Genomic DNA, 26,296 nt, shown 5'->3' on the forward strand with positions numbered 1-26,296 from the left:
ACACTCCCGGACAAAACAAAAAGGATACTGAAATCACATCAGCACCCTTTTTGTGTTACATTTTTGTGTCACTATGTTAAAGCCGAAATCATGCCGCATAGAAAATGAAGCTCAATTCAACCGTTCGACCGCTACCTCGCCGAGGAGACGCTGCACATCGCCGCTTTTCACGTATCCCGCTTTGTCCGTCAATGCATTAGCGGTGCCGACGGCTGTCGCGTATGCGATGCGTTCCAGTGCAGGAAGCTCACGGGCGGTTCCGATGGCCATACCGGCCACGTAAGCATCCCCGCAGCCGACCGTGTTGACCGCATCGATACGCGGCGCAACGGCGCGGTACACGCTGCCTTCGAACGAGCACAGCGAGCCTTGCGCGCCCAATGATACGCTGACCGCCGGAATGCCCTGCTCGTGAAGCTTGGCGAGCTGCTCTTGGAGCGATTGCTTGGCGGCGGAAGAATCCGCGTCGAATTTCGCACCGAGCAGCTGAACGATTTCATCCTCATTCGGCTTGATGAAATACGGATTTCCCTTCACGCCGCTGCGCAGCGCCTCTCCGCTCGTATCGAGAAAAGCGATGGCTCCCGCCTTCTTCACGATGCCGATCAATTCGGCATAATAGCTCACCGGAACGCCGCCCGGCAGGCTGCCGCTGAAGCAGACGATCTGCGAGCGGGCGGCGAGCCGCTCTACCGTTGCCGCCAGCTTCTCCATCGCCTGCTCTGATACCACAGGTCCCGGCTCCAGAACTTCCGTCGAAACGCCGTTCGATTCGTCTATCATATTCAGGCACAGCCTGGATTCGCCCTCTATAGCTGCAAAATCGTGCGCTATCCCCTGCCGGTCGAGCGTAGTGCGGATCCAATCGCCGTTGTGGCCGCCGAGAAAACCGGTTGCGGTCACCGGATAGCCGAGCAGGCTGATCACCCTGGCCACATTGATTCCTTTGCCTCCCGGCTCGGCATACATACGATGGACACGGGATACGCGGCCGAGCGGAAACGAGGGCAAATAATACGTTTTATCGATCGCCGCATTGAGCGTGACTGTAGTTATCATTTGAATTCTCTCCTACAAAAGCTTTGTAAAGCCATGCTGGCTTCGGCATCGTGTGAAGCCGTTTAACGCCAGTCGTTCGCTTTGCCGATGCAGCCTACCATACGCATTTTCTCGATGGCCGCTGCCTTGACCGCTTTTTTCGCCGGAATCATATATTTGCGCGGGTCGTTCTCGTCCGGATGCTGTGCGAAAACGCCTTTGATCGCGTCGGAGAAGACGATTCGGATTTCCGTTGCAATGTTCATTTTCGCCATACCGAGAGCGACGCAGCGCTTCACCTGCTCTTCCGGGATGCCCGATCCGCCGTGAAGCACGAGCGGTACAGGAACCTTTTGCGCAATGCGCTGGATGCGGTCAAAATCGATGTTCGGCTCTCCCTTATAAATGCCGTGAGCCGTACCGATCGCCGGAGCCAGCGTCTGCACTCCTGTTAGCTCGATAAAGCGGACGCATTCATCCGGGTCCGCCATGAGCGCTTCGTGCTCGGCTACTACGATATCATCCTCGACGCCGCCGACTTTGCCAAGCTCAGCTTCCACGTTGATGCCGGCCGCTTTCGCGATTTCGACGACACGACGGGTTTGTCTTACGTTCTCGTCGAACGGATGCATCGATGCGTCGATCATAACCGAGGTGTAGCCTGCGCGAATGCACTGTACGAGCACATCGAATTCGGTGCAATGGTCGAGATGCAAAGCAATCGGTACGCTGGACCGGTCAGCGGCGGCTTTGGCGGCTGCCGCTATGTAATCGGCGCCCAAATGCTTAACGGTACCGACGGTGGATTGCAGAATTAGAGGAGATTGCGTCTCCTCCGCCGCTTCCACGACCGCCTGCAGCATTTCCAATGTATGAACGTTAAAAGCTCCGATTCCATAGCCGTTTGCCCTTGCCGCTTCCAATAGCGGTGTAGATGAAACTAATGGCATATGATTTCCCCCAAGCAGATGTTTTGTAATGAATCGTTTAAATGAATGCTATTTCCGATTGCATGTCGCATGTTTGCATGTTGGCATACTGGCCATGCTGCCTGCAGCCGATTGATCAGATGATAACAACTTGCGTCAAGTTGCGCGGCTCATCCGGATTGACGTTGCGTTTCAATGCAGTGTAGAAGCCCAGGTATTGAAGCGTCGGCAAGTACAATACAGCACGAGCGTCATCGGAAATCGTCTCTCCGCCGATCTCTAGAACCGCGTCGGCAAACTTCGTATCTTCGCCTGCTTTTGCCGTCAGCAGCAGCACATAAGCGCCGTACGCCTGCATTTCTTGTGCCACCTTGAGCTCATAGGAACGGGCTTGCTCCGATACCATGACTACAACAAGCGTTCCAGGCTCGACAACCGATTTTGGACCGTGGCGGAATTCCAGCGTACCGTAAGCTTCCGTCCATACGTAAGACATTTCCTTGATTTTCAGGCAGGCTTCCAGGGCGATGCCATAGCTCGAGCCCATACCGAGATAAATGAACTTATTGAATGAGTTCTCGTTGATCAACGATTTTGCAAAAGGATCCGCCGCTTTCACGAGCGCAGCATCCAGTGCGATGACCTGCTCCATCTCGCTGACGAGCTTTTCGTTGCCGGATGCTTTGGCGATAGCCGCTTGCATCATAAACGTCATGCTCATGAAGGATTTCGTCATAACCGTGCTTTTTTCTTTCCCCAATGGAGACACAAGACAAGGTGCGATTTGCGCCATCTTGCTGTCCTCGTAGCAGGTTATGCCGGCTACCGTGATGTAAGGAAGATCTTTGACGGAGTCGAGAGCCAAAATCACTTCGGTCGATTCGCCCGAACGGGATACGCCGATGACCAAATAATTGCGGTGGGCTGGCGCCGTCTGATTGCGGAACAAGAACAGCTCGGAAGAAGGATAAGCCGCAGCGCTTTTGTTCAGCCAAGCCCGGCATGTCGAAGCCATCGATAGAGCCTGGTAGTAGGAGGAGCCGGAACCGATAAAAATAATTTCATCAAACTGCGGGTTAAGCAAATAGCTGTCGATCCAGTCCTGCTGTTGCGATAGTTGATCCCACGCCGCTTGCAGCGCTTCCGCCTGCGCGGAAATTTCAGGATACGTGTATTGACCGAAAGTTGTCATTTCATTACCCCTCTCATCTTAATAATGAAATTTTAAATCATTTTTTTGATTTTTTCAATCATTTATTTCGGGATTATGTCACTTTCGATCAGAAATTCGCCAAAAATATGCCCAATGATGCATAATAGAACCAATACTTATCCATATTGGATAGAGCAGGAGGCTTTTCCCAAGTGAACTCATTGTTTAAGCAGCTGTCCTTCACTCTGTTCTTGAGCCTGCTGTGTGCGGTTGGCTTCGGATGGATAGCCATGCAAATCGGCGACAGCCGGATCGACCTTTTCGACAGCACATGGATATCCATTATTCAAGGCACCCATTCGCCTGTGCTTACTTACATCATGCGAATATTCAGCTATATCGGCGCAGGCATACCTGCAACGGTACTAGCTCTGCTCGTCGCTTATATGCTCTATAGACGATACGGCTATCGGCGGGAATTGATCTTTTTTCTCGGAGTTCTGCTGACTTCTTGGCTGCTGAACGAATCGCTCAAGCTGGCGTTCCAGCGCACCCGTCCCACCATCAACCGCATTGCCGAGGCTACCGGTTACAGCTTCCCGAGCGGCCATTCCATGGCGGCTTTCACTTTTTACGGCATTCTGGCATTTCTTATATGGAAGCACCTCCCGTCCAAATGGGGCCGTATCGTGCTGCTTTTGTTCAGTGCAGGGATGATCGTCTCCATTGGTCTAAGCCGTATTTATTTAGGAGTGCATTACCCTAGCGATGTAATCGGAGGGTTCCTGGCAAGCGGATGCTTGATCACGATTTCGATTTGGTATTTTCAAACCTATATGGTCCGGCGCACGCAGGAACAACTGGTTTAAAACAGTGGCAACTAACTATTAAGAGGTGTGAGCCGGATGGCATTTGGCATTGCGCGTCAGGAGCTAAACGAATGGAAAAGCAAGGTTGCGCGCGGAGAAATCGCTTTTTTAACCCATTATTGGTACGAGCCCCGCTTCCCCGGCAGCAACACCGTCACGAAGGTCGGCTGCTCCAACCTGAACGTATTGCGTCAATGGTGCATCGACAACGGGCTGAACCCCGAATATATCCATCACCGCTCCGAGTTCCCGCACTTTGATCTGATCGGCCCCAAGCAAAAGGAAATTTTGCTCAAGGAAGGACTTCAAGAGCAGCTGGATCGATTCCGTATGTAACAGCAATTGAATAAAGGGAGCCTCCGGATGGGAATGTGTCTGTACGGAGAGCTCCCTTTTTCTTTTGCTTTGGCGGCGAAAAAAGCCGGCCTACGGGCCAGCTAAGGTTGATTTGTCAATCACCATTGAAAGGGATTGATGGATACTGCGGAGAGGTTGCTAGTGAGCCAAATTGCACCATTCGCCAAGCTATTCGTGCAGTAGCCACAATTAAGCGTATCAGCAACATTTACATACCTATCGGACTAAGTAACGATTCTGCGCTAGATTCACTCCCCCGTCTATTGCACCTATCGAGCAGATTTGAGCTAATCCTCGCCTATTTCCGAACCAATCGGACTCAATGCCATTACCACGCCAGATTCACTCCATTTCGATATACCCTACTGGAAAGTGGTGATTATTGAGCGTATCCGCAACATTTATGTTCGCAATCGGGCTGTGTAGCATTGCTGAGCTAGATCCACTCCCCTGCTTGCTGTACGTATCGGACACAGAATCCGCTATTGTGGTAAAATCACACCATTTGCCGCACCTATCGGACAGAGAATCCGCTATTTGCTGCAAATTCCTCTGATTTCTCCTCAAAAAGGGCAAATAAGGGATCCTGTGTCCGATAGCCCGTGTATTTCACCCTAAATATGCGAAATAGCGGATCTACGGTCCGCAGGATGGTCAGGGCAACCCGTTCGGCATCTTAATCCCGGTTACTGCTGTAAACTATCAAGAATCATCTGTTGCTGCTGTAACATACTCCTCCAATAGGAGCCTATGTATTTATCAACTCCAAGTGATTAGTTACCCAAGGTTACTGGAGGGGACACCCGGGGTTCGGGGGTTACGGGGGTTTCTGAGGTTTCAGGGGTTTACGGGGGTTCGGGGGTTCGGGGGTTCGGGGGTTCGGGGGTTCGGGGGTTCGGGGGTTACGGGGGTTACGGGGGTTACGGGGGTTACGGGGTTCGGGGTTCGGGGGTTACGGGGGTTACGGAGTTACGGGCTTACGGGCTTACGGGGTTACGGGCTTACGGGCTTACGGGCTTACGGGCTTACGGGGTTACGGGCTTACGGGGTTACGGGCTTACGGGCTTACGGGGTTACGGGCTTACGGGCTTACGGGCTTACGGGGTTACGGGCTTACGGGCTTACGGGGTTACGGGGTTACGGGGTTACGGGGTTACGGGCTTACGGGGTTACGGGGTTACGGGCTTACGGGGTTACGGGGTTACGGGCTTACGGGGTTACGGGGTTACGGGGTTACGGGCTTACGGGGTTACGGGGTTACGGGCTTACGGGCTTACGGGCTTACGGGGTTACGGGGTTACGGGGTTACGGGGTTACGGGGTTACGGGGTTACGGGGTTACGGGGTTTCCGGGCCTTCCGGGCTTACCTCCCAGGCCGTTCCACGCTTGCCCCTTTCCCCAGTTTGGGGCTTCCGGACTTTCCAGTTGCCGGAGGTGCCCGGCTTCCGGGCTTACCTCCTAGGCCGTCCCACGCTTCCCCCTCCCGCACATCCAGGCTTCCAAGTTTGCCAGACTTGCCGCTCTTCCCGGGCTTCTACGCTTCACGCTTTCCGGGTTTACCACGCTTGCTCCACTTCTAGTCCACTGGTGCTTACCATTATCACGTTTAGCAGGTTTCCCCTTCCCTGAGCACCCCACCTTATCCTAGTATCGCAAACGAGCAGCCACACTTCCCCATCTGCATCGTTCACAAACAGCAAAAAGCCGGCCATCCGGCCGGCTTCCAATACAGCTTAATTCCACACTACGTCCTGCTCCACGAGCAGCTTCTTCAGCGCCTCAACCGCCGTCACGAACAGCTCCGGCCCGCTGTAGCCCTGGAACGTCTCCGCCGCCGACAAGTGCGGCTCCAAGGACATGAAGCCCGCATAGCCGCGCTGCTTCAGCTCCCGGACAAGCTCGCGAAGCTCTCCATCCCCTTCGCCCGCAGGGACGACTTTTCCGCTGCCCATCTTCGCATCCTTGATATGGATGTAATCAACGTAAGGGGCAAGCAGCGGATACGCTTCCGTCATCGGCCGAACGCCGCATTGGACGAAGTTGGCCGGGTCGAACGCGCCGCGCAGATGCGGAGAATCGCATGCTTGCAAAATATCAAGGCACCGCTCGCCGATATCGCCGTATATGTCCTTCTCGTTCTCATGCAGCAACTGGGCGCCTTCCTGCTCGGCAATCCGGGTCAGCTGCTTCATCCGGTCCAGTACGACCTCACGGTAGTCGCCGGCGTCGTGTCCTTCAGGGATGAAGAACGAAAAGATGCGAATATAAGGAGCTTCAAAAGCTCGAGATAGCTCGATGGCGCGCCGGAAGCGGATCAAGTGCGGCTCAAAATCGTCGGTCACCGAGATTTTGCCAATCGGCGACCCGATGGAGGAGATCCGGAATCCCCGCTCATCGAGCCGTTTTTTGATCTGCGCGACCTCCTCGTCCGACAGATCCAGCACATTTTTCCCCCATACTCCGCGAAGCTCTATATGCGAGATGCCGACGGAAGCCATGACGTCCAGCTGAAGCTCCAAATCGGGTGAGATTTCATCGGCAAAGCCGGTCAGTGTAATCATATCGATTGCTCCTGTCTTCTCTTATTGATAGTCTTTCGCTTTTTTAACCAGCTCGTCGAAAGCGGCTTCCGGCGTCGTTTTGCCGAACATCACCTTTTCTCCAATGTCCTTGTAATCTTTCGCCGTGAAATTGCTCCAGCCCTTCGCCCCTGGATTGAACGGCTGCGCATCAGGCGACACGTTCTTGATAAGCTCGATTTGCAGTTTATCGCTCGGAGTCAGTTTAGGCGTCATATAATCGAGAATTTTTTTGGAGACGGGAACACCTCTCGTTGTACCTAGAATGTCGGCCGCTTCCTGATCGTTGACGAACCAGTCGATGAATTTCTTGGATTCTTCAACATATTTGGAATCTGCGCTCACCGACCAGAACATGGAAGGCTTCAGCCAGCCGCTGGATTGCACGCCTTTCGGCTGCGTAACGAGCGTATACGTACCCGGCTTCACTCCGTCGTAGCCCGGGAATAGAGCGGCGAAGCTGCGTTTCATCAGAACCGTATCGTTGTTCATCAAATCCAGCTTGGCATCGGACTCTTTGTCCGTGCTTGCTACGTCCGGCGGAGGTACGACGCCTTCTTTTCTCAGGTCCGAATACATTTTCACATAGTTGAGCCATGTTTCTTTATCGAAATTGAACTTGCCGTCAACCGTAATCGGGTACCCTTTGCCCTGACTGATCTGGTATGCCGAATACACGGTGTAATCCGATGTGGAGTCCATCAGCGCATACTTGTCTTTGCCGAGCTTCGCTTTCGCGTCTCTGCCGAATTGGAAATACTGATCCCATGTCCAGCCGTTGGCGGGAGGAGTGACGCCGAGCTTATCGACCGCATTTTTGTTGAATACCATGCCGGTGGCGTTATTGCCTAATGGAATCGCATACAAATTATCTTTGTATTTGCCGGAGTCGAGCAGCGATTTGTCGATATCCGTAGTAGCGACGCCTTTGGACAAGTCCGCGAGCTGGTTTCGTCCCGCATATTCGAACAGCCATGCAGGGTCCATCTGGATGATGTCGGGAGCATTCTTCGCGGCAGCCTGCGTAGCTAGCTTATCCGCATACCCGTCGAAACCGCTGAATTCCGGCTCGAACGTGACGTTAGGGTGTTTCTTGGTGTAGGCGTCCAGCGCTTTCAGCGTGGCGTCGTGCCGCGCCTGCGAGCCCCACCAGACGATTCTCAGCTTCACCGGCTTGTCTCCGCCGCCCGCCGCCGGGCTGGCTTCGCCGCCGCTCTGTTTTGTTCCCGAACCGCATGCCGCCATGCTCACTGCCGTTAAGGCAGCCAAGGACAGCAGCCCCCATGTACGTATCTGCTTATTCATATGAACTAACCCCTTCCTGTATTCAGTGCGTGCCCTGATAAATTCATTATAGTAAGGACGGGGATTCAGAAAAATGAGAGTAATGAACACATTTCTATCACTATTCATCACAACGTTTTTTTGCCGATCTCGCTCGGATTCATCCCGTAATACTTTTTGAACAGTGAACTGAAATAAGGCACGTTCTTGTACCCTACCTTTTCGGATATTTCATAAATCATGAATTTGCCTTCCAGCAGCAAGGCTTTGGCCTTCTCCATACGCACGCGGATCACGTAGTTGGTGAACGTTTCGCCCGTCGCTTTCTTGAATATCTGATTCAAATAATTGCGGGACAAATACAGCTGCTTGGACAAATCCTCCAGATTGATTTCCTCGGAGTAACGGCTATGGGCGTAATCGATCATGAAATCGACGGCGTCCTTATGCCGGGAATTCTCGTTCCAGCCGCGGCTCGAGCCGATCACGCGGATTTTGTCCTGCAGCCACTGCTTGAAATCGTCGATCGTAACGATCTTGCCGATCTCCTGCGCTACCGGGCTATCCGGGAACAGCTCGTCGAGCACGATACCGGCCGTATGCAGCGAGTAGGCAAAAATCGTCCACAGCTCCGAGCACAAATACTGCAAATAAGCCGGAGTAATGGCCGGCATCTCGTGCAGCTGCTGCACATAGCCGTCGATGATGGAGCGCGTCGCCTCTTCCCTGGAGTAGACGATAGCTTCCGCCAGCTCCTGATAAAACTTAACCGGGCGTATGGCAATTTCCTCTCCTGCCGCCAATGTAGCGGAGTCGCCCTGGTTCGTAATCGTCTGCCGCAGCAAATCGAGGAAGGCTTCCTCCGTCGAGTTGGAAATTTGCTTCCAGTCCGTTTTGATACTGCCGATGCCGATCCGAATTTCAAGCTGGAGATATTTTCGGATGAAATGGACGATGCTGTCCCCTATCGCTTGCAGCTTGTGCACTGCTTCCTCCAGTGACAGCCCTTGCGTCATGTGGAATACAATCGCCGCATGGTGGCTGTGCAGCTCGACCAGCTCCGATTCCGGCCACTGCTCGGCCAGCAGCTCGCGAATAATGTTCGCTTGCGCAAAACGGAACAAATTCCAATCCGTCAGCGTCACGTTCGAGATGCGGACCGTATTCGTCAGCTCGATCCCCATAACCGCGTGGCTTCGCTGCTGCCAGTAAGCTTTGCCGGACAGCTTCAGGCTTTCGTCCGCCACCGCTTTGTCGAACGTGCCTGTTACGACGGATTTCAGCCACTCCTTCTGCACGAAGGGCTCGTACATCATCAGCCGCCGCCTGACCTCTTCCTGCTCCAGCTTCTGCAGCTCCTTCGCTTCCAGCTCCTTGATGACGCGCTCCAGCACCGTGCGCAGCTCCTCCAGCGTCACCGGCTTGGACAAATAATCACTCACCTGCAGACGAAGCGCCTGACGGGCATATTGAAAATCCGAATAGCCGCTCAGAATGACGATTTCCCCGGAATACCGCTCCTCCCTAAGCTGCTCGATCATCTCCAGGCCGTTCATAACCGGCATATAGATGTCGGTGATGACGATATCCGGATTCGTCTCCTTAATGACAGCCAAGCCTTCCTTGCCGTCCATTGCTTCGCCTACCCATTCGGCTTCCAGCTGTTCCCACGGGATGGACCGCTTCATCCCCTCCAGCACTTGAAAATCATCGTCAATAATTAGGACTCTCCACATCAAACCTCTCCTCCGCCTCCTGTTTATTATGAATCTTCGGCAACCGGATGACCGCGACCGTTCCTTGCGACTGCTCCAATTCTTCCCTATTATAAAGCTCCACACCGTAAGGCGCCCCGAAGTAGGCGGCTATCCGTTCCTTGACGTTTCTAAAGCCGTAGCCACCAGTCTTCCGCGGCTTCCGCTTATCCCAATCCGGGTCTATGCCCTTGCCGTTGTCGATTATACGGAATTCGATCTCCCGATCATGACCTTGCATTTCGATGACGATCTCCCCGCTCCGCCTTCCGTGGAACCCATGAATGACCGCATTTTCGACGAATGGCTGCAGCGTCAGCCTGGGGATATACAGATCGAGCAATGCCTCGTCGGTCTTGATGGTATAGGATAAACGGTCGCCCCAGCGAATTTGCTGAATTTGCAAATAGCTTTCCACATGGCTGATTTCGTCCCGTATCGGGATCACCGTCTCGCCGTTCGAGAGGCCGATCCGGAACATTTTGCCCATGAGCGACACCATCTTGCTAATTTTCTCCTGTCCGGATTCAATGGCCATCCAGTTCAGCTGATCGAGCGTATTGTATAAAAAATGCGGATTGATCATCGCCTGCAGCGCCTGTATTTCCGCTTCACGCTGCCGCTTGTGCTGTTCCTTCAAAGAAAGTAGCAGCTCGTCGATCCGCTCCATTTGCCTGCGGTAGCCATGGAACAGCGTGCCGAATTCATTGGTGTAATCCGTCGGCAGCATACCCGCCGGCCTGCTGGCAGGCAGCCTCCCCATAATCGAGACCAGCTGCCGGATCGGCTTCGTAAACTGCCGTGACAAAAATAAAGTAAAGAAGGATGCGATAAAGATCGCCGACAAGCCGATGGTCACCAAAATAAACGCCAGCTTCACGCTGCCGCGGACAATCGAATTCCACGGAGTTGCTTCGATGAGTACCCAGTCGGACCGCGTTTTGTTCCAGACCAGGAGCGAATCCTCGCGTCCCGCCGCCGCAGGAAGCCGAATGCTTCCCGAGCTGTCCGGCATGCTCCGGATCCGGTTCAATTCCTCGCCGCTTAGCTTGACTCCGCCAATTGAGGATATCGTCTTGCCTCCTGCATCCAGCAGCAGCCGGCTTCTGCCGTCGGTTCCACCCCGTATTAAGCTCTCAATCGCGGAGGCCTTCACATTAAGCACCAGCATGCCGTAATATTTGCCGGAATTGTTATATACCTTTCGCGCAAAGCCGATGAATTTCTGCGGGCCTGTATTCGTAGCCAGCGTATGCTCGGCAATCCAGGTAAAATCGTTATTCTGGATTTCCGGGAACCAGCTTTCGCCCGTGACCTGCCGAATATCCCTGAATTGTACAGGCGCCTGGGAATCGGTCAAATCGGGATTTTCCATATACAAATAAATCGAGTGCACCATGGTCGTGCTGTACGTAATATTGGCGAGCATATTGAGCAAATCCTTTTTCCTCCGCAGCCGTTCGAAGGAGTCCTTCTCCAGCGGATCGAAGCCTACCGTATCGATATTCCGCGATGCCGCAAGCGACATCTGCTCAATCGACCTCAGCTGAATATCCAGCTGCTTGTTCAATTCGTTCAGCAAATCCTGCTGATAATAGGACGTATTGTTCACCAGCTCCCGGGACGTAATATGATAGCTGATCCACGTAAATACCAGCAGCAGCACGGCAATACACGCGGCAAAGCTGCCAAAGAACAGCCGGTCGATACGCGTACGCTTAAACAGATTCGGCATCGTTGTCCATTCCCCCTCGCCATCCCCGTAAATCGGTTACAAAACAGCAAAAGCAGGAAAAAAGCTGCCTGATACGTACGCAGCTTTTTCCAACTTTTTCATATCGTTAACCCCGCATTCGGGCTTATGTTCAGCCTTATTCTACCCTTTCACCGCACCGGAAGCAATGCCGTCCACAAAATGGCGCTGCGCCATGAAAAAGATAATAAGAGAAGGAATTACCGAGACGAGCGACATCGCCAGCAGCTGCCCCCAAGGCAGTGCGGACTGGCTGTCGACGAACAGCTTCAATGCCAGTCCTACCGTATACTTATCGATGGAGTTGATGTACAGCAGGTGGCCGAAGAAGTCGTCCCAATTCCACAGGAAACAATAGATCATGACCGTCACAAGCGCAGGCTTCGTCAGAGGGAGCACAATTCTCCAGTAGATGCCAAACCAGCTGCAGCCGTCCATTTTGGCCGATTCATCGAGCTCCTTCGGGATGGCTCTAATAAACTGTACCAGCAGGAAGATGAAGAACGGTCCTCCGACGCCCCCGGCGAGCAGGTGAGGCACATAAAACGGCAAGTACGAATTGACCCAGCCCCAAGCATTAAACATGATGTATTGAGGAACGAGAGTCACCTGCGTCGGCAGCATCAGCGTAACCATTAGAATGGAAAACCAGAAGTTTCTTAACGGAAAATCCAGTCTGGCAAAGCCGAACGCAACCAGGCTGCACGACAGCACCGAAGTAATAATGACGCCTAAGATCAGCTCGAACGTATTGATATAAAAATGCGTGAACGTATACTTGGGGATCGCCGTCCAGCCGTCGGTGAAATTACTCCACAGCCACGTCGTCGGGAACAGGGAAGGCGAGCTCATCTCATCGTTCGATTTGAATGCCGCTCCAACCCACCATAATATAGGATAGATCATAACCAGGCTGAACAGAGTCATCAGCACGTGGGTGCGAATCGATCGTTTCGTAGTTGTATTCATCTTTTCCGGCTCCCTTCCGTCTCATAGAACACCCAGTATTTAGAGGAGGCAAAAATCAGCGCGGTAGCTATACCGATAATGACCAGCAAAATCCATGCCAGCGCGGAAGCGTAGCCCATGTCATAGCGCGCAAACGCCCGATCGTATAAGTACAGAGCATACATATAAGTGGAGTTGACCGGACCGCCTTTGGTTATGATAAAAGCTTGCGTGAACATCTGGAACGATCCGATCGTCTGCAGCACCAGATTGAAGAGCAGAACCGGGGAAAGCATCGGCAATGTAATTTGGAAAAACTGCCTTACCTTCGATGCGCCGTCCACCGAGGACGCCTCATACAGCTCGGTTGGCACTTGCTTCAGCCCTGCCAGGAAAATGACCATCGAGGAGCCGAACTGCCAGGCGACAAGCAAAATCAAAGTGCCGAGAGCCGTTCCCGGACTGCTGATCCAGCTGATGCCCTGAATGCCGAATACATTTAATAGCTTATTGATAAAGCCGTCGATGCCGAAAATATTTTTCCACAGCACCGCTACGGCAATACTGCTGCCGATCAGGGACGGCAAGTAAATGAGCGTTCTATAAATCGAGATGCCTTTGATCTTCTTGTTCAGCAGCATGGCCACCATCAGGGCGCTGAACAGCTTCAGCGGCACCGACAGAACGACGAAAAGCAGCGTTACCTTCAGCGACTGGCGGAACGTATCGTCATCCTGAAAAATGCGCTCATAGTTTCGCAAGCCGATCCACTCGGGGGTATCGAGCAGCGTAAACTTCGTAAAGGAGTAGTACATGGACTGAAACATTGGCCATAATGTGAGCAGAAATAAGCCCAATAGCCACGGAGATATGAACAGATATCCAGCAAGCGGAGATTCCCATCGGCCTTTGAGGGAAAAGGAAAAGGTCCGTTTGCGGGCGGCTTTTTTCGCAGAAAGCGTTGTCGATTGTGTACTCATGGTAGCCCACCTTTTCTTAAAGAGTTTCCTTGTTCTTACTCAAAGTATAAAAGAAGGGGCAATTCTCTAAAATGAGGGGAATGAACACTTCTTTTTCACAATCGAACAAGAAACGATTCACCAAAAGTGAAGACAACCATAGAGCGGCTTCTAAGAAAATCAGCTTTGCATCATGTTCCAGACAACAAAAAAGGCTACCGGCCTATAGCCGGTAACCTGCTGCGTACAACCAATTGCACTGCTTTGCGTAGGAGTGTATATGTATCGTCCTACTACAGACGTCTTTTTCCTACAATAAACTTCTTGTTCCCCTTTTTCTTCACTACGGGCACATGCTTGTAGCTTCGAACCATCGCGCCTTTGCACAACGGGCAGGCCGGTTTCGCCTCCGTTACGAATTCGCTGCGGATCCACGCCTTGCAGCTCGTTTCCTTACATTTCCAAATCTCGACCTGCTGCAGCTCTTGCTCCTGAGCGGGCTGCTCGGTCAGTTCCCGTGCTTGTTCATCTGAAGTCGTCGTTTGCATTTTGAACCTGTTCTCCCTGTATCGTTCATTTTATAGACTCTTTATTATTATACAGAAGAGCGAGTTTATCAACCCCTGAATGCAAATTTTAACCGCGAACTTTTTGTGTCTGCAATCCGATCCACAACGACTTGTTGCGGTACTCCTCCTCTTGCCCCAATTCTCTCCCGAACCAGGACGGCGCTTCGAAGGATTGCGCAGCCGCTTCATCGTCAAATTCCACTTCTACAACCGTCAGCTCGATCTGTTTGTACTCGTCGATTTCGTAGATGAAGCCGTCCTGCTCTACCTTCGTGCGGATCTTTTCCAGAGGAACGAGCCCGGTATTGCCCAACAGCTGGCGGTAAATGCCTTCGGATATGGCGTACTCGATCTCCTCTCTTATCATTCCATGACCCGCCTTGAACGTATGCGTGAAGGAGGAATTTCCCTCGTTATCGATCAGCTCGCGCACACGGATCTCCTGATCCTCGGAAAAAGCCAAATAGGTCTGATAAATCCGTTTTTGCGATAGAAGCTTGATCTCATTGCTCTCTATCAGCGACTCCGGATACCCGGGCAGCAAAAATTTTCTTTCGATCTCTTTTCCCATCGTCTCATTAACTCCTCTCGCGTCCTTTCGCGACCCTTCAGGCCGGACAACCTCTATCCGGTATTATGATAACACAACTAGTGTGCTCATCGTCCAACAAACCGGTTCAAGCGCAATCTGACTCTGTCCTCACCCATGACCTGCATGACGTCGTACAAATCCGGTGTAAAGGCGCTATGTGACAAAGCCGCTCTCAATACCATGGCCACATCCCCTACATGCCCTTGGTAGCTGTCGGGGCTTTTCTTGAAAGTCTTCATGTCTTTGGCGAAGCCTACCTGTTCTGCCGTATGCTTCATCTTCTCGAACCAGCTGTCCCTGTCGTCTTTGCAATCCCAGGTTTCCATATAAGCTCCACGATCCGTTTGGCACGAGGCAATCCGGCATTAGGCGGCAGGATCGTCTCCGCGCGGGCTCCGCCGCTCTCGAACAAGCCGTCGAAGAAATAGCCGGACACCGGTCGCACGTCCGACCACCGGGACAAATCTTTTCTCGGCTTGGCGCCGCCCCGTCCGATATTGAAAACTCGCTTCGCATAATCAGGGTCATCCGATAAGTGCCGGTACAGCTCATCGTCGTACTCCTTCGCCCAATCGAGACATTGCGCGTAGACGCCGTCCGCCGTCATGCGGCTAATCACGTCCTTGCTGATGTCCGTGAGCTTATGCATATCGAACAACGGCCCGCTGGCGCTCATTCGGCTCGTTTCGAGGAGGAAATGCTGGTAAGGCTCGTCGGGATGAGCGCTTCTCCACTCTTCATAATTCGAATTCGCCAGCGTCATGAAATATTCGGAAATCGCGTCATCGGGGAAGCCTTGCTGCTGATAATACAGAACGGCTGCATCCGGATCCTTTCTTTTGCTGAACTTGCGCTTCGAGGCTCCGTCCATTTTCATGATCGGCGCAAGATGCCCGTATGCCGGCGCAGGCAGCCCGAGCACTTCGAACAGCTGCACATGAACCGGCAGCGAGGACAACCATTCGTCCCCCCTTATGACGTGCGTCGTTCCCATCAAATAATCATCTACCGCATGGGCAAAATGATACGTGGGTATGCCGTCCGATTTCATGAGGACGATATCCTGGACGTTCTCCGGCATCGATAGCTCTCCTTTGATCAGATCCGTAATCCGGATTTTCCGATCCGCGGAGCCGGGCGACTTCAAACGAATGACATACGGCTTTCCAGCGTCCAGCTGCTCTTGAACCTTCTCGGGAGCAGCGTGGCGGTACACCGCCCAGTCTCCGTAATAGCCGGTAGGCTCATTTCGCTTCCCTTGAGCCTCCCGGATCGCGTTAAGATCCTCTGCATCGCAAAAGCAGGGGTAAGCAAGCCCCTCTGTCACCAGCCGCTTAAGAAATACATGATAGATAGAAGCCCTTGCGCTCTGTTTGTACGGACCATAGCGTCCGCTCTCCCCATCCGAGTGGGTTATCCCTTCGTCCCGCCGGATGCCGAAATAGTCCAGAGCGGAAATAATGCCGTCGATACTCCCTTTCACCTCGCGCTTGCGGTCCGTATCTTCGATTCGGAGGTAAAAGACGCCGCCGCTTTGGTGGGCAAGCCGCTCGGAAATAAAGGTTGCATACAGTCCTCCAATGGTGAGAAAGCCGGTAGGACTCGGAGCGAACCGGGTTACTTTCGCCGCCACTGCAAGCTCTCTTCTAGGGTATTGCGCAATGACGTCCTGCGGCAGCAGCGTAACATTAGGGAATAACCGGTCCGCCAGCTGTTGATCATACGTCATAACTTCCACTTCCTTTCATCATTTTTTCGGCCATGGAACCATTCCCGCGCTGCGATGCAATACAAAAAAGCCTTCCGTCCTATCCAAGGACGAAAGGCCAGTGCTTCCGCGGTACCACCTGCTTTGGTTTTGCAACCCACTCACAGCGCCTTTTGCATTACAAAAAAGCGCTCTTCTATAACGGGAAGACCCGCCGGACTTACTCCCTCTTTCAGTCCGATGCTCCGAGGCTTCTGTTCGCCAGGATCGAATACCCAATTTCCACCGTCATGGGCTCTCTGTCATTCGGCCGCCTGCCTACTGTTCCTCTTCATCGCCGTTTGTACGATATAAAAATTATCAACACGATATCATATCGGGTCGTTCAAGTCAATACGCATCCGCTGCTGCCTGACCATAAGATGACAAAGCGGCTCTTTGTGGTATTCTATACATAGCCGCTGATTACGATGCTAGAGGGAGAGACTGCGCCATGAAAATTTATGTTGTCATATCGCTGCAAGAGGAACAAATGGATAATGTATATGTCACCACCGACGAGGAGAAAGCATTATCGCTCAAGACGGACGATTTCGAGGATTGCGATGCATTATTTGTGGAAGTATGGGAGGACGGTTCGAAAATCGACGACTACAGGCTGCAATAGCCGGGTCGTTTTTTTTATTGCGCGGATTAGACGACTCCGAAGTGGGCATAGTAAGGTCGCCAGTTTATTTCCGACAAAGCTCATATGATTAATATTAATTAATGCGATCAGGAAGCAGGGTGCCTTATGGAAAACGATAAAAAGTGGGATCTGATCTCCATCGCCTCCATCCCGCTAATCATGACTCTCGGTAACTCGATGCTCATTCCCGTCCTTCCCGCCATTCGCAGCAAGCTTGGGGTATCGTCCCTTCAAGTCAGCCTGCTGATCACCGTCTACTCCGCCGTCGCGATCGTGCTTATCCCGCTCGCAGGATACTTGTCCGACCGATGGAGCCGCAAGACGGTCATCATTCCAAGCCTTCTTATTACAGGGATCGGGGGCTTAATCTCCGGGCTTGCCGCGTGGAAAATGACGGATTCCTACACGGTTATCCTGCTCGGCCGCGCCCTTCAAGGCATCGGGGCCGCCGGCGCGTTCCCCATTGTACTGCCGCTGGTCGGGGATTTGTTCAAGCAGGAAAGCGATGTGAGCAGCGGTCTCGGTGTTGTGGAAACGGCCAATACGTTCGGTAAAGTGCTCAGTCCCATCCTCGGCTCGGCGCTGGCTTTCATCGTCTGGTATTTGCCGTTTTTGGCTATCCCGGTTTTTTGCGCGGTCTCGATGCTGCTCGTCCTGTTCCTGGTGAAAACACCGCCGAAGGAGGGGGACGCGCCGCCTGCATCCTTCAGCAGCTTTCTAGCTGGCGTCCGCAGCATATTCAAACAGAAGGGCCGCTGGCTATACGCCATTTTCGCCGTCGGAGGTCTGTGCATGCTCGTTATCTTCGGAACCTTGTTTTACTTATCCGATGCGCTGGAGGAACAATTTCATATCGACGGAATCCCAAAAGGCTGCGTGCTCGCCATTCCGCTCGCCGTATTGTGCATCAGCTCATATGCCACGGGCAAAGCAATCGGCAAAAACAAGAAGCGGATGAAATGGATTACGTTCGCCGGCATTACGCTGCTGGCCTCCAGTATTCTGCTCTGCGGCATGGTTCATTCGTTGTATTTGGTGATTGCGCTGATGGCCTTCGCCGGGATGGGCATCGGGGCCGCCTTGCCCTGTCTCGATGCGATGATTACGGAGGGGATTGAGAAGCAGCAGCGGGGCACGATCACATCCATTTACAGCTCCATGCGGTTTATCGGCGTTGCCGCTGGTCCTCCGCTTGCTTCGGTTTTGATGAAAATGTCTGTATCCGTCATGTTCTATGTCATATCGGCTCTTTGCATGGCCGCCGCCATCGCAGCTTTGTTCGCTATCCGGCCGAAGAACGCCGAAGCCGCCGGCCTGACAGGCCTGCGAAATATGGAGCCGCGGACCTAAGCTACTGCGCATCGTGAAAAATAATGCCAAGACTGTACCGCCGCCCCGAGGCAATCGTGCTGACGCCGTGTCGCAGCGTCGTCCGGTAATAGCCGCGGGAACCTTGCACCGGGCGATTCCGCGTAGGGAAGATCAATGCTTCGCCCTGCGCCAGCGTGATGACATGGCCCCGCGACTGCATCCGCGGCCGCTGCTCGACGAGCAGCAGCTCGCCTCCCGTGAAATCGGTCATACTCCGGTTTAACACGAATACGACCTGAAACGGGAAATACGACTCCCCGTACAAATCCTGGTGCAAGCAGTTATATCCGCCGGCCTCGTACTTCAGCAGGAGCGGCGTCGGCTTGCTCTGCCCCTTGGCATGACATTGCTGCAAAAAGTCGGCGAGCCGCTCCGGATACGCCGGCTCCTCCCCGGACATGCCGAGCCAACGATTCGCCGCCTCGGCAAGCCGGGGATATAAGCCGTCGCGCAGCTGATCGACCGGCGCTGGCAGCGGGGCGGCAAAGTACTGGTACTCGCCTTTGCCGAAGCTGTGCCGTTCCATGACGATCCGGCTGCGGAACAAGGCCGGATCGTCGTACATTTGCATCAGCCGGCCGCACTCCTCCGGCGACAACAAGGCGGGAATCGTTGCGAAGCCCGATTCGTCCAAGGAGCGGTGGATCGCCGGCCAATTGAGCGCCGTGATCCGATCCTCTATCGCGAGCTGCTCCAACGGGATCATAATTGAATCCCCTCCAATCGCAGCAGCTCGGCCTTGACCTCCATCCCGCCGCGATAGCCGGTCAATGCCCCGTTCTTGCCGATGACCCTATGGCAAGGCACAACCATCAGCGCCGGATTCGCGCCAATCGCGGCCCCGACGGCCCGTACCGCATTCCCCTTGCCTATCGATTCCGCGATATCGGAATACGAGCAGGTCGCCCCATGCGGAATATCTAGAAGCGCGGTCCAGACCGACCGCTGGAACGGGGTGCCGTGCAAATCGAGCGGCAGCTCGAAATGCTTGCTGGCCCCCTGCAAATACTGCGTCAGCTCGTCGCTGTAGCGCTGCATTCGGTCATCGTCCCGGACTAATGTGCAGCCCGGATAATGCTTTTGCAGCCAATCGGCCATCATGCTGAACGGTCCGAACGGCGAGTTGACATAACAAAGCCCCTTTTCCGTTGCCGCTATATGCATCGTCCATGACCCGTTTTGAAACGGTGCCCAATAGATCGTATTACCGCTTTCCATATCCATCCCTCCGTTCTTGCGGCTTTGTCGCCGCTGCCATTCTGTAATCGGTCGGTGACAGTCCCGTCTTCTTCTGAAACACCGTAGCGAAATGCCCCGCATTCGGAATCCCTACGCTGGCAGCGATATCCGTCACGGCCTGATCGGTTTGTGCGAGCCGCTCCTTGGCCGCCTCCAGCCGGATCCGCTGCACATACTCGGCCGGGGTCATTCCCCGGACCCGCTTGAACGTGCGTTGAAGATGGTACGGGCTCGCGTGCAGCGAATCCGCGAGTACCTGAAGCGTCAGCTGCTCTGGGTAATGCCGCTCGATAAACTCGGAAATCTGAGCTACCCACTCCTGATCCGGCATCCGTTGACCGTCCGGCCTGCACCGTTTGCAAGGACGGAATTTTTCAGCGAGAGCTTGCTCCGCCGTTCGGAAAATTTTCACATGCTCCTTGTTCGGATTTTTGGACTTGCAGGAAGGCCTGCAAAAGATCCCCGTCGTCATGACGCCGTAAAAAAAGGATCCGTCATAGGAGCTGTCGTTATGGATGATCGCATTCCATATCTCATCGTTCATTGCCTCTCACCTCCAAGCACAGTATACCCGTATTTGCAGCCGCAGCGTAAGGTGTTTAGAATAGGATAGCAAGATTACAAAAGCCGTCGGGATGAAACTATGTTACAACAAATAATAGATACAATTGATTGCTTCGAAATACGTCAATCACGGTAACGGTAATTTTCAACACCGTATTGCCGGCTGCATGAAAAGGAGACCTTATGAGCGCAAACAGCCATCTTATCCCCCCTGACCGATGGGAAGATCATGAATCGAGCTTGACACTGTATCCGCCTTCGGGATTCAGTATTGAGCATACGCTCGGCTATTTGACCCGATCGTCTAACGAGTGCATGTTCCATGTTGAACATGGTTCCATTTACAAGCTGATCCAAGCCGGACAGAGTCTGGCTCTGGTCCAAGTATCCGGCGGTCCGGACGAAACGATCCGGATCCGTTTCATGGACGAAGCCGCAGCTCTGCAGCCCGGGGAGCGAGCAGCCGTAGCGGACTATGTGTGGGAATGGCTCGATCTCGGCGTCGATCTGGAGCCATTCTATAAGCTGTCCGAGCAGGACCCGCTGTTGTCCGTCGTCGTTCCGCAGTTCCGAGGACTGCATATTGTCGGCATTCCCGATCTCTTCGAAGCGCTGAGCTGGGGCATCATCGGCCAGCAGATCAATCTCGCGTTCGCCTATACGCTGAAAAGACGATTCGTCGAAGCCTTCGGCCAATCGGTTGTCTGGAACGGCCGTGCCTATTGGCTGTTCCCGGAGCCTGAATCAATAGCTCGTCTATCCGTCAGCGATTTGACTCCGCTGCAATTCACCGGCAAAAAAGCCGAGTACATCATCGGCGTCGCAGAGAAAATATCCGAAGGCTCTTTGTCCAAGCAGCAGCTGCTCGACATCGGCGAGCCGAAGGCAATCGAGAAGGAGCTCGTGAGCATCCGCGGCATAGGACCGTGGACGGCGAATTACGTTCTGATGCGCTGCCTGAGAGCTCCGTCCGCTTTTCCCATCGCCGATGTAGGCTTGCATAACGCCGTGAAGCATGTATTGGGCCTGGAGACGAAGCCGTCCATCGAGCAGCTGAAGCAGTTTTCCGCCCCATGGGGAGAGTGGAAGGCTTACGCCACCTTTTATTTATGGAGAACGCTCTATTGACATAGATGGCGTCATCTGCCCGCCCGGCGGTTGACTATGAGCTTTCCGCCGGGGGCAGCTGCGGCATACTGCGGTACGGATTGTCGCGGATCATCCGTATGAGATTTGCTGCGGGTGCTTGCAGCGGCTCGTTTTTGCGCGTGCAGATAGCGATAGTATTGGTCATGCGGATGCCTTCGACATATACCCGGCACAGCTCTCCCCGCTCTACATCGTCTCGCACGACAAGGGAGGACACGAAGTTCGCTCCGTATCCCGCTTTCACCGCCGTAATCGCTTCGTGCAGTCCGTTGAACTGCAGAGGAATGACAGGCGCCGCCGTGTTATAGATCCGGCACAAGGATAACAGCCGCTCCCTCGTGGAGCTGCCTACCTCTCTCATGACGAAGGGCTCCTTCATCATTTCGGCCAATGATACATGCCGCTCCGCATAGCGGTGGCCGGGCGCCACAACGAACCACAGCTCGTCTTGAAACAGCTCTTCGGTCTCAATCGTGTCCGGGTATTCCTCGGCAATACCTCCATAGATGGCTATATCGACGTCCGCTTGCAGCAGCTGCTTCATCGCATCGCTGGAATTGGTCGTTGTAATAATCATCTCCACCTTCTCATACTGCTGCTTGAACTTGGCGATCCAGGCCGGGATGAGGAAATGTGCCGGCAAATATGTCGCAGCCAAACGAATGCGGCCGTTCAAGCCGTTGCGGTAGTCCTCCGCGAACTGCTCGATTCTTTGTTCTACGGCAAATAGCCTATCGGCCAGTATCGCAATTTCTTCTCCCGCATCCGTTAGCGCGATTCCTCTTCCTTGCGGCTTAAGCAGAGGAAGCATCAGTTCCTTTTCAAACTTCTTGATTTGAGCGGTAATTGCCGGCTGACTGATATTCAACAGCTCCGACGCTCGCGTTACGCTTCCGGTAGAGGCAATCACATGGAATAACCGCAGAGCATGCAGGTTCACTTTTACCCCTTCTCCTTCGCAAAGTCATATACAAAATATATAAATATGAATTTATTATATATTATATCTATCATTTTGACTCCTTTATACTGAACCTGTAAGCACAAAACAAAGAAGGAGCTGGAACGGATGCATCCAACTACGTGGGAAAAGGTCGATCGTTATATCGAGGAGCGTCTCATACCGTATGACCCTGTATTGGAAAAAGCGCTGGCAGCCAATCAACAAGCAAGCTTGCCGCCCTATGACGTAACGCCGGGCCAAGGGAAGCTGCTGCATTTGTTTGCCCGAATGATGGGAGCCCGGCGGATTTTGGAGATCGGTACGTTAGGCGGATACAGTACCATCTGGTTGGCGAGAGCACTGCCGCAGGACGGCGTGTTGATCACGCTGGAGCTGGAGGAGCTGCATGCACGGGTAGCACGGGCTAACATCGCTTCGGCACAGCTGGAGGACAAAGTGGACGTTCGGATCGGCAGCGCGCTGGATCAGCTGGCCATGCTGGAGGCGGAGGGCGTCGAACCGTTCGACCTCATCTTTATCGATGCCGACAAGCCTAACAATCCGGGTTACCTGCAATGGGCACTCAAATTGTCCCGCCCCGGGACGGTTATTATCGGCGATAACGTCATCCGTGAAGGAGAGGTCACGAATAAGCTTACCCAGGACGCCCGTGTACAAGGCGTACAGAGGTTTTTCGAGCTCATGTCGGAGGAATCCCGAATCGAAGCTACGGCTATCCAAACCGTTGGGAGCAAAGGCTACGACGGCTTCTCCCTCGGCATCGTTACCGGTTAACTGAATTCTCGCTGTCCCGCGCCGGCCCTTGGAGCCGGCTTTTTCTCGTGCATAGTTTCCTATGGGAATGGAAAAATAAAACAGATGGCATGAACCCCACACAGCCGGGAGGGAGCTTTATGATCTACATTTATCATGATTTCGGAGGTACTCACACATGACCATAGGGAGGACTGTTTTCACGGGCTTTAAAAATCGACTTCATCGGAGTTCCTCTACTTGTAATGGGAGCTAAACAGACGTATCAAAATATCATAAACCTTGTCGATCATACAAGGAATGCAGCGCGAAACGCCACTTCACCGCTGACATCGCTTCAAAACAAAGAGTAACGTCTTCTATATTTTGATGCCTCATCGGCTTATACTTGCCTCCGCTATCAATCAGCTCTTTGCCCCTCCATCATTACCGGGCCGTTGTCGCCTTCGGCTGCGCTTCCATCCATTATGATGCCGCTTCCTTTCGCGGCTTTTTTGTCGTTATCGCTTTAGGCGTCATTTCAACGTCGACCCGGCTCTCAAGCAGTTACCTCAACGTAAGTGAGATACCTCAGAGTAACTAAATGAACTCTTTTTCAGCTCTTACCAAAAACCGCTATTATTTCTATAATAATTTATGGGTTGTGAAAAACCGCAACAACATACTATGGGAGGCGTTATACCAATGCAATATCGGAAACTGGGCAACAGCGGTCTAAAAGTCAGCGAAATCAGCTTGGGCAGCTGGCTCACTTATGGCGGTTACGTAGATGACAATAATGCCGTCCGTTCTATCGAGCAAGCTTACGAATTGGGAGTCAACTTTTTCGATACCGCCAACATGTACGAGCGGGGCGAAGCGGAGAAGGTTATGGGCCAAGCGCTGTCCCAATATCCGCGGGAATCCTATGTGCTGGCAACGAAAGTATTCAATAAAATGGGCGAAGGACCGAACGACCGCGGCTTGTCGCGCAAACATATTATGGAGCAGTGCGATGCGAGCCTGAAGCGCCTTGGCGCCGATTACATCGACATTTACTACTGCCACCGTTATGACAAAGAAACTCCGCTTGAAGAGACGCTTCGCGCTCTGGACGATCTCGTAACCCAAGGCAAAGTACTCTATATCGGCGTAAGCGAGTGGAGTCCGGCTCAAATCGTGGAAGCGTATGCCATTGCGGACAAGCTGCTGCTGGACAAAATCATCGTCAACCAGCCGGTGTACAACATGTTCAACCGCTACATCGAGAAGGAAATCATCCCTATCGGCAAGGAAAAAGGCTACGGCCAAGTCGTATTCTCGCCGTTGGCACAAGGCTTGCTGACCGGCAAATACCGTCTCGGCCAGCCGGTACCAGCCGACAGCCGCGCCGCCAGCAAAAACTGGGGCGAGAAGCAGCTGAACGAAACGAATCTGACCAAGGTTGAGGGCATTTCCAGAATCGCCGACGAGCTTGGCATCAAAGTATCCCAGCTCGCGATCGCATGGATTCTCCGCCAAGACAACGTAGCCAGCGCTCTTGTGGGCGCAAGCCGTCCGGAGCAGGTCGTTGAGAACTGTGCAGCCAGCGGCATCAAGCTGTCCGACGATGTGCTGAATGCCATCGAGGAGATTTTGAAGGGCTAATCTCACTTCACCAACATAAAAAGGCTGTCCCTCGCCGGTTTACCGGCATAAGACAGGCTCCTCTCACAGCAGCAGGCATTCCTATTCGCCTGCCTGCCGCGCAGGGAGCCTGTCGCCAAGGGACAGCCTCTTCTTCGTTATGGTTACAGTTGCTCCAGCAGCACTTGATATTTCTGTATGTCTCCCGCGCCCATGAACACCAGCACGCTGTTTTCATAGCCGGATAAGTCGGCGACATTGCATTCCGAAATGAGCTGGGCGTTCGGAATTTGCGCCTTCAGCTGCTCGATCGAAACGCTGCCGAACACTTCTCTGGCCGAGCCGAAGATCGGGCATAAGAATACGTCGTCAGCCGCGCGCAGCGATACAGCGAAATCATCCATCAGCTTCTCCACGCGGCTGAACGTATGAGGCTGAAACACGCCTACGACGCGCTTCTCGGGGTATTTGCTCCGTACCGCTTCCAGCGTCGCCGTAATCTCGGACGGATGATGGGCGTAATCGTCGATCAGCACGTTGCCCTTCCACTGCTTCTCCGTAAACCGCCGCTTCACGCCGGCAAACGTCGCGATACTCTCGCGAATGCGTTCCAGGTCCAGATCCAGCAGCAGCGCCGTTCCGATAACGGCCAATGCGTTCAGGACGTTATGTCTGCCGAAGGCCGGAATGACGAACCGCCCCAGCTTCGAATCACGCCAATGCACTTCGAAGGCAACTCCACCTTCAGCGACTTCCGGTTCCGATGCTCTCAGATCATTATGCTCCATGAACCCGTACTTGAGCAGCTTTTTGCTAGTTTGCAGCTGTCTTACTTGCGGGTCGTCACCACAAACAATCAGCTGCCTTCCGACTTGCGAAGCCATTTCCTCAAAAGCGGAACGCACGTCCTGAATATCGGCAAAATAATCGGGATGATCGAAATCTATATTTGTGATCACGGCAATTTCCGGCCGGTATGCAAGGAAATGCCGCTTGTACTCACAGCTCTCGAAGATGAACAGCTCGGCACCGGCGCTTCCTTTTCCCGTACCGTCGCCAATCAGGCTGCTGACCTGTTTTACGGCTCCCAGCGTATGAGCCATCATGCCGGTTGTCGTCGTTTTGCCGTGTGAGCCTGTAATAGCAATACTCGTATACTCGCGCATCCACTGGCCCAGAAAATGATGATACCGCTCGATGGCATACCCCGCCTGCCTGCAGCGAGCCACCGCCGGGTGATCGTCGGTAAACGCATTCGATACGATAACCGTCAAATCCGGCAGGACAAGCGGCCCCTCCCCAAAAGGATATATAGAAATATGGCGCGCATCAAGCGCGGTCTGCGTGAACAAATGAGTCTCGATGTCCTCGCCCTGGACGTTATGCCCAAGATCATGCAGCATTTGTGCCAACGCACTCATCCCGCTGCCTTTAATCCCGATAAAATGATAGTTCGCCATTGCTAACCCCC

General features: G+C 53.4%; 26 protein-coding genes and 1 other annotated feature. Of the genes, 8 read left to right on the forward strand and 18 right to left on the reverse strand.

Annotation, left to right across the window (positions count from 1 at the left end; genetic code table 11):
• Positions 1-111 precede the first annotated feature (111 nt).
• The 3 genes from DVH26_RS28640 to DVH26_RS28650 all read right to left on the reverse strand — a co-directional run bounded on the left by DVH26_RS28640 (position 112) and on the right by DVH26_RS28650 (position 3,159).
• Entirely contained in the window at positions 112-1,059 is a 948-nt protein-coding gene (locus DVH26_RS28640) for a 1-phosphofructokinase family hexose kinase (RefSeq protein WP_239628138.1), read from the reverse strand.
• A 62-nt stretch (positions 1,060-1,121) separates the two neighbouring features.
• A complete protein-coding gene (gene fba / locus DVH26_RS28645; protein WP_239628140.1) occupies positions 1,122-1,988 on the reverse strand; it encodes a class II fructose-1,6-bisphosphate aldolase in 867 nt (288 codons plus the stop codon).
• Between the two features lie 115 nt (positions 1,989-2,103).
• Positions 2,104-3,159 (reverse strand): SIS domain-containing protein, encoded by a 1,056-nt coding sequence (locus tag DVH26_RS28650; RefSeq protein WP_239628142.1) that lies wholly within the window; start codon positions 3,157-3,159, stop codon positions 2,104-2,106.
• Between the two features lie 173 nt (positions 3,160-3,332).
• Here DVH26_RS28650 and DVH26_RS28655 point away from each other — a divergent pair, with 173 nt between their 5' ends.
• Positions 3,333-3,989: a phosphatase PAP2 family protein gene (locus DVH26_RS28655; protein WP_239628144.1), complete on the forward strand. Its 657-nt coding sequence runs from the start codon at positions 3,333-3,335 to the stop codon at positions 3,987-3,989.
• Positions 3,990-4,025: 36 nt separating this feature from the next.
• A complete protein-coding gene (locus DVH26_RS28660; protein WP_239628146.1) occupies positions 4,026-4,325 on the forward strand; it encodes a hypothetical protein in 300 nt (99 codons plus the stop codon).
• A 1,754-nt stretch (positions 4,326-6,079) separates the two neighbouring features.
• Here the strand turns inward: DVH26_RS28660 and DVH26_RS28665 are convergent.
• The 10 genes from DVH26_RS28665 to DVH26_RS28710 all read right to left on the reverse strand — a co-directional run bounded on the left by DVH26_RS28665 (position 6,080) and on the right by DVH26_RS28710 (position 16,513).
• A complete protein-coding gene (locus DVH26_RS28665; protein ID WP_239628148.1) occupies positions 6,080-6,907 on the reverse strand; it encodes a sugar phosphate isomerase/epimerase family protein in 828 nt (275 codons plus the stop codon).
• 21 nt (positions 6,908-6,928) lie between these two features.
• Positions 6,929-8,230 carry an ABC transporter substrate-binding protein gene (locus DVH26_RS28670; RefSeq protein ID WP_239628149.1) on the reverse strand — a complete coding sequence of 434 codons (1,302 nt, stop codon included), beginning with the start codon at positions 8,228-8,230 and terminating at the stop codon, positions 6,929-6,931.
• Between the two features lie 107 nt (positions 8,231-8,337).
• Positions 8,338-9,945 (reverse strand): response regulator transcription factor, encoded by a 1,608-nt coding sequence (locus tag DVH26_RS28675; RefSeq protein WP_239628150.1) that lies wholly within the window; start codon positions 9,943-9,945, stop codon positions 8,338-8,340.
• A complete protein-coding gene (locus DVH26_RS28680; protein WP_239628151.1) occupies positions 9,923-11,698 on the reverse strand; it encodes a cache domain-containing sensor histidine kinase in 1,776 nt (591 codons plus the stop codon). The genes DVH26_RS28675 and DVH26_RS28680 overlap by 23 nt, the downstream gene beginning before the upstream one ends.
• A gap of 141 nt (positions 11,699-11,839) precedes the next feature.
• The gene (locus DVH26_RS28685; protein WP_239628152.1) at positions 11,840-12,685 is read right to left on the reverse strand and encodes a carbohydrate ABC transporter permease; all 846 of its coding nucleotides are present in this window, start codon (positions 12,683-12,685) and stop codon (positions 11,840-11,842) included.
• The gene (locus DVH26_RS28690; protein ID WP_239628153.1) at positions 12,682-13,644 is read right to left on the reverse strand and encodes a carbohydrate ABC transporter permease; all 963 of its coding nucleotides are present in this window, start codon (positions 13,642-13,644) and stop codon (positions 12,682-12,684) included. Before DVH26_RS28690 ends, DVH26_RS28685 begins: the two co-directional genes overlap by 4 nt.
• A 272-nt stretch (positions 13,645-13,916) precedes the next feature.
• Positions 13,917-14,171 (reverse strand): cold-inducible protein YdjO-related protein, encoded by a 255-nt coding sequence (locus DVH26_RS28695; protein WP_239628154.1) that lies wholly within the window; start codon positions 14,169-14,171, stop codon positions 13,917-13,919.
• Positions 14,172-14,259: 88 nt separating this feature from the next.
• Entirely contained in the window at positions 14,260-14,763 is a 504-nt protein-coding gene (locus DVH26_RS28700) for a CYTH domain-containing protein (RefSeq protein ID WP_239628156.1), read from the reverse strand.
• A gap of 86 nt (positions 14,764-14,849) precedes the next feature.
• Positions 14,850-15,062, reverse strand: a complete 213-nt coding sequence (locus DVH26_RS28705; protein ID WP_239628159.1) for a hypothetical protein — start codon at positions 15,060-15,062, stop codon at positions 14,850-14,852.
• The gene (locus tag DVH26_RS28710; protein ID WP_239628162.1) at positions 15,059-16,513 is read right to left on the reverse strand and encodes a glutamate--tRNA ligase; all 1,455 of its coding nucleotides are present in this window, start codon (positions 16,511-16,513) and stop codon (positions 15,059-15,061) included. Before DVH26_RS28710 ends, DVH26_RS28705 begins: the two co-directional genes overlap by 4 nt.
• Positions 16,514-16,595: 82 nt before the next feature.
• Positions 16,596-16,836: a binding site (T-box leader), on the reverse strand.
• 149 nt (positions 16,837-16,985) lie between these two features.
• Here DVH26_RS28710 and DVH26_RS28715 point away from each other — a divergent pair.
• Positions 16,986-17,159: a hypothetical protein gene (locus tag DVH26_RS28715; RefSeq protein ID WP_239628164.1), complete on the forward strand. Its 174-nt coding sequence runs from the start codon at positions 16,986-16,988 to the stop codon at positions 17,157-17,159.
• 126 nt (positions 17,160-17,285) lie between these two features.
• A complete protein-coding gene (gene bcbE, locus DVH26_RS28720; RefSeq protein WP_239628166.1) occupies positions 17,286-18,530 on the forward strand; it encodes a bacillibactin exporter BcbE in 1,245 nt (414 codons plus the stop codon).
• Position 18,531: 1 nt separating this feature from the next.
• Here bcbE and DVH26_RS28725 read toward each other — a convergent pair whose 3' ends face one another.
• Genes DVH26_RS28725 through DVH26_RS28735 form a run of 3 tightly spaced genes read right to left on the reverse strand, consistent with a single transcriptional unit; the run spans position 18,532 to position 20,334 of the window.
• On the reverse strand, positions 18,532-19,257 hold the full coding sequence (locus DVH26_RS28725) for a 2OG-Fe(II) oxygenase (protein ID WP_239628169.1): 726 nt from the start codon (positions 19,255-19,257) through the stop codon (positions 18,532-18,534).
• The gene (locus DVH26_RS28730) at positions 19,254-19,769 is read right to left on the reverse strand and encodes a methylated-DNA--[protein]-cysteine S-methyltransferase (RefSeq protein ID WP_239628171.1); all 516 of its coding nucleotides are present in this window, start codon (positions 19,767-19,769) and stop codon (positions 19,254-19,256) included. The genes DVH26_RS28725 and DVH26_RS28730 overlap by 4 nt, the downstream gene beginning before the upstream one ends.
• Complete coding sequence (locus tag DVH26_RS28735; protein ID WP_239628174.1) at positions 19,756-20,334, reverse strand: bifunctional transcriptional activator/DNA repair enzyme AdaA; 579 nt, start codon at positions 20,332-20,334, stop codon at positions 19,756-19,758. The genes DVH26_RS28730 and DVH26_RS28735 overlap by 14 nt, the downstream gene beginning before the upstream one ends.
• 203 nt (positions 20,335-20,537) lie before the next feature.
• Here DVH26_RS28735 and DVH26_RS28740 point away from each other — a divergent pair, with 203 nt between their 5' ends.
• Entirely contained in the window at positions 20,538-21,482 is a 945-nt protein-coding gene (locus DVH26_RS28740) for a DNA-3-methyladenine glycosylase family protein (RefSeq protein WP_239628175.1), read from the forward strand.
• A 34-nt stretch (positions 21,483-21,516) separates the two neighbouring features.
• On the opposite strand, the gene DVH26_RS28745 is transcribed toward DVH26_RS28740, so the two are convergent.
• Complete coding sequence (locus tag DVH26_RS28745; protein ID WP_239628178.1) at positions 21,517-22,443, reverse strand: LysR family transcriptional regulator; 927 nt, start codon at positions 22,441-22,443, stop codon at positions 21,517-21,519.
• Positions 22,444-22,572: 129 nt separating this feature from the next.
• On the opposite strand from DVH26_RS28745, the gene DVH26_RS28750 reads away from it, so the two are divergent.
• The 3 genes from DVH26_RS28750 to DVH26_RS28760 all read left to right on the forward strand — a co-directional run bounded on the left by DVH26_RS28750 (position 22,573) and on the right by DVH26_RS28760 (position 24,846).
• Positions 22,573-23,241 carry an O-methyltransferase gene (locus DVH26_RS28750; RefSeq protein WP_239628180.1) on the forward strand — a complete coding sequence of 223 codons (669 nt, stop codon included), beginning with the start codon at positions 22,573-22,575 and terminating at the stop codon, positions 23,239-23,241.
• A gap of 203 nt (positions 23,242-23,444) precedes the next feature.
• Entirely contained in the window at positions 23,445-23,573 is a 129-nt protein-coding gene (locus DVH26_RS28755; RefSeq protein WP_239635518.1) for a DUF3189 family protein, read from the forward strand.
• A gap of 331 nt (positions 23,574-23,904) precedes the next feature.
• A complete protein-coding gene (locus DVH26_RS28760) occupies positions 23,905-24,846 on the forward strand; it encodes an aldo/keto reductase family protein (RefSeq protein WP_239628182.1) in 942 nt (313 codons plus the stop codon).
• A 143-nt stretch (positions 24,847-24,989) separates the two neighbouring features.
• Here the strand turns inward: DVH26_RS28760 and murC are convergent, their stop codons facing one another.
• Positions 24,990-26,285: a UDP-N-acetylmuramate--L-alanine ligase gene (gene murC / locus DVH26_RS28765; RefSeq protein WP_239628186.1), complete on the reverse strand. Its 1,296-nt coding sequence runs from the start codon at positions 26,283-26,285 to the stop codon at positions 24,990-24,992.
• Positions 26,286-26,296 lie beyond the last annotated feature (11 nt).

The sequence above is a fragment of the Paenibacillus sp. H1-7 genome, assembly GCF_022354825.1.
In the GTDB taxonomy this organism is placed as follows: domain Bacteria; phylum Bacillota; class Bacilli; order Paenibacillales; family NBRC-103111; genus Paenibacillus_S.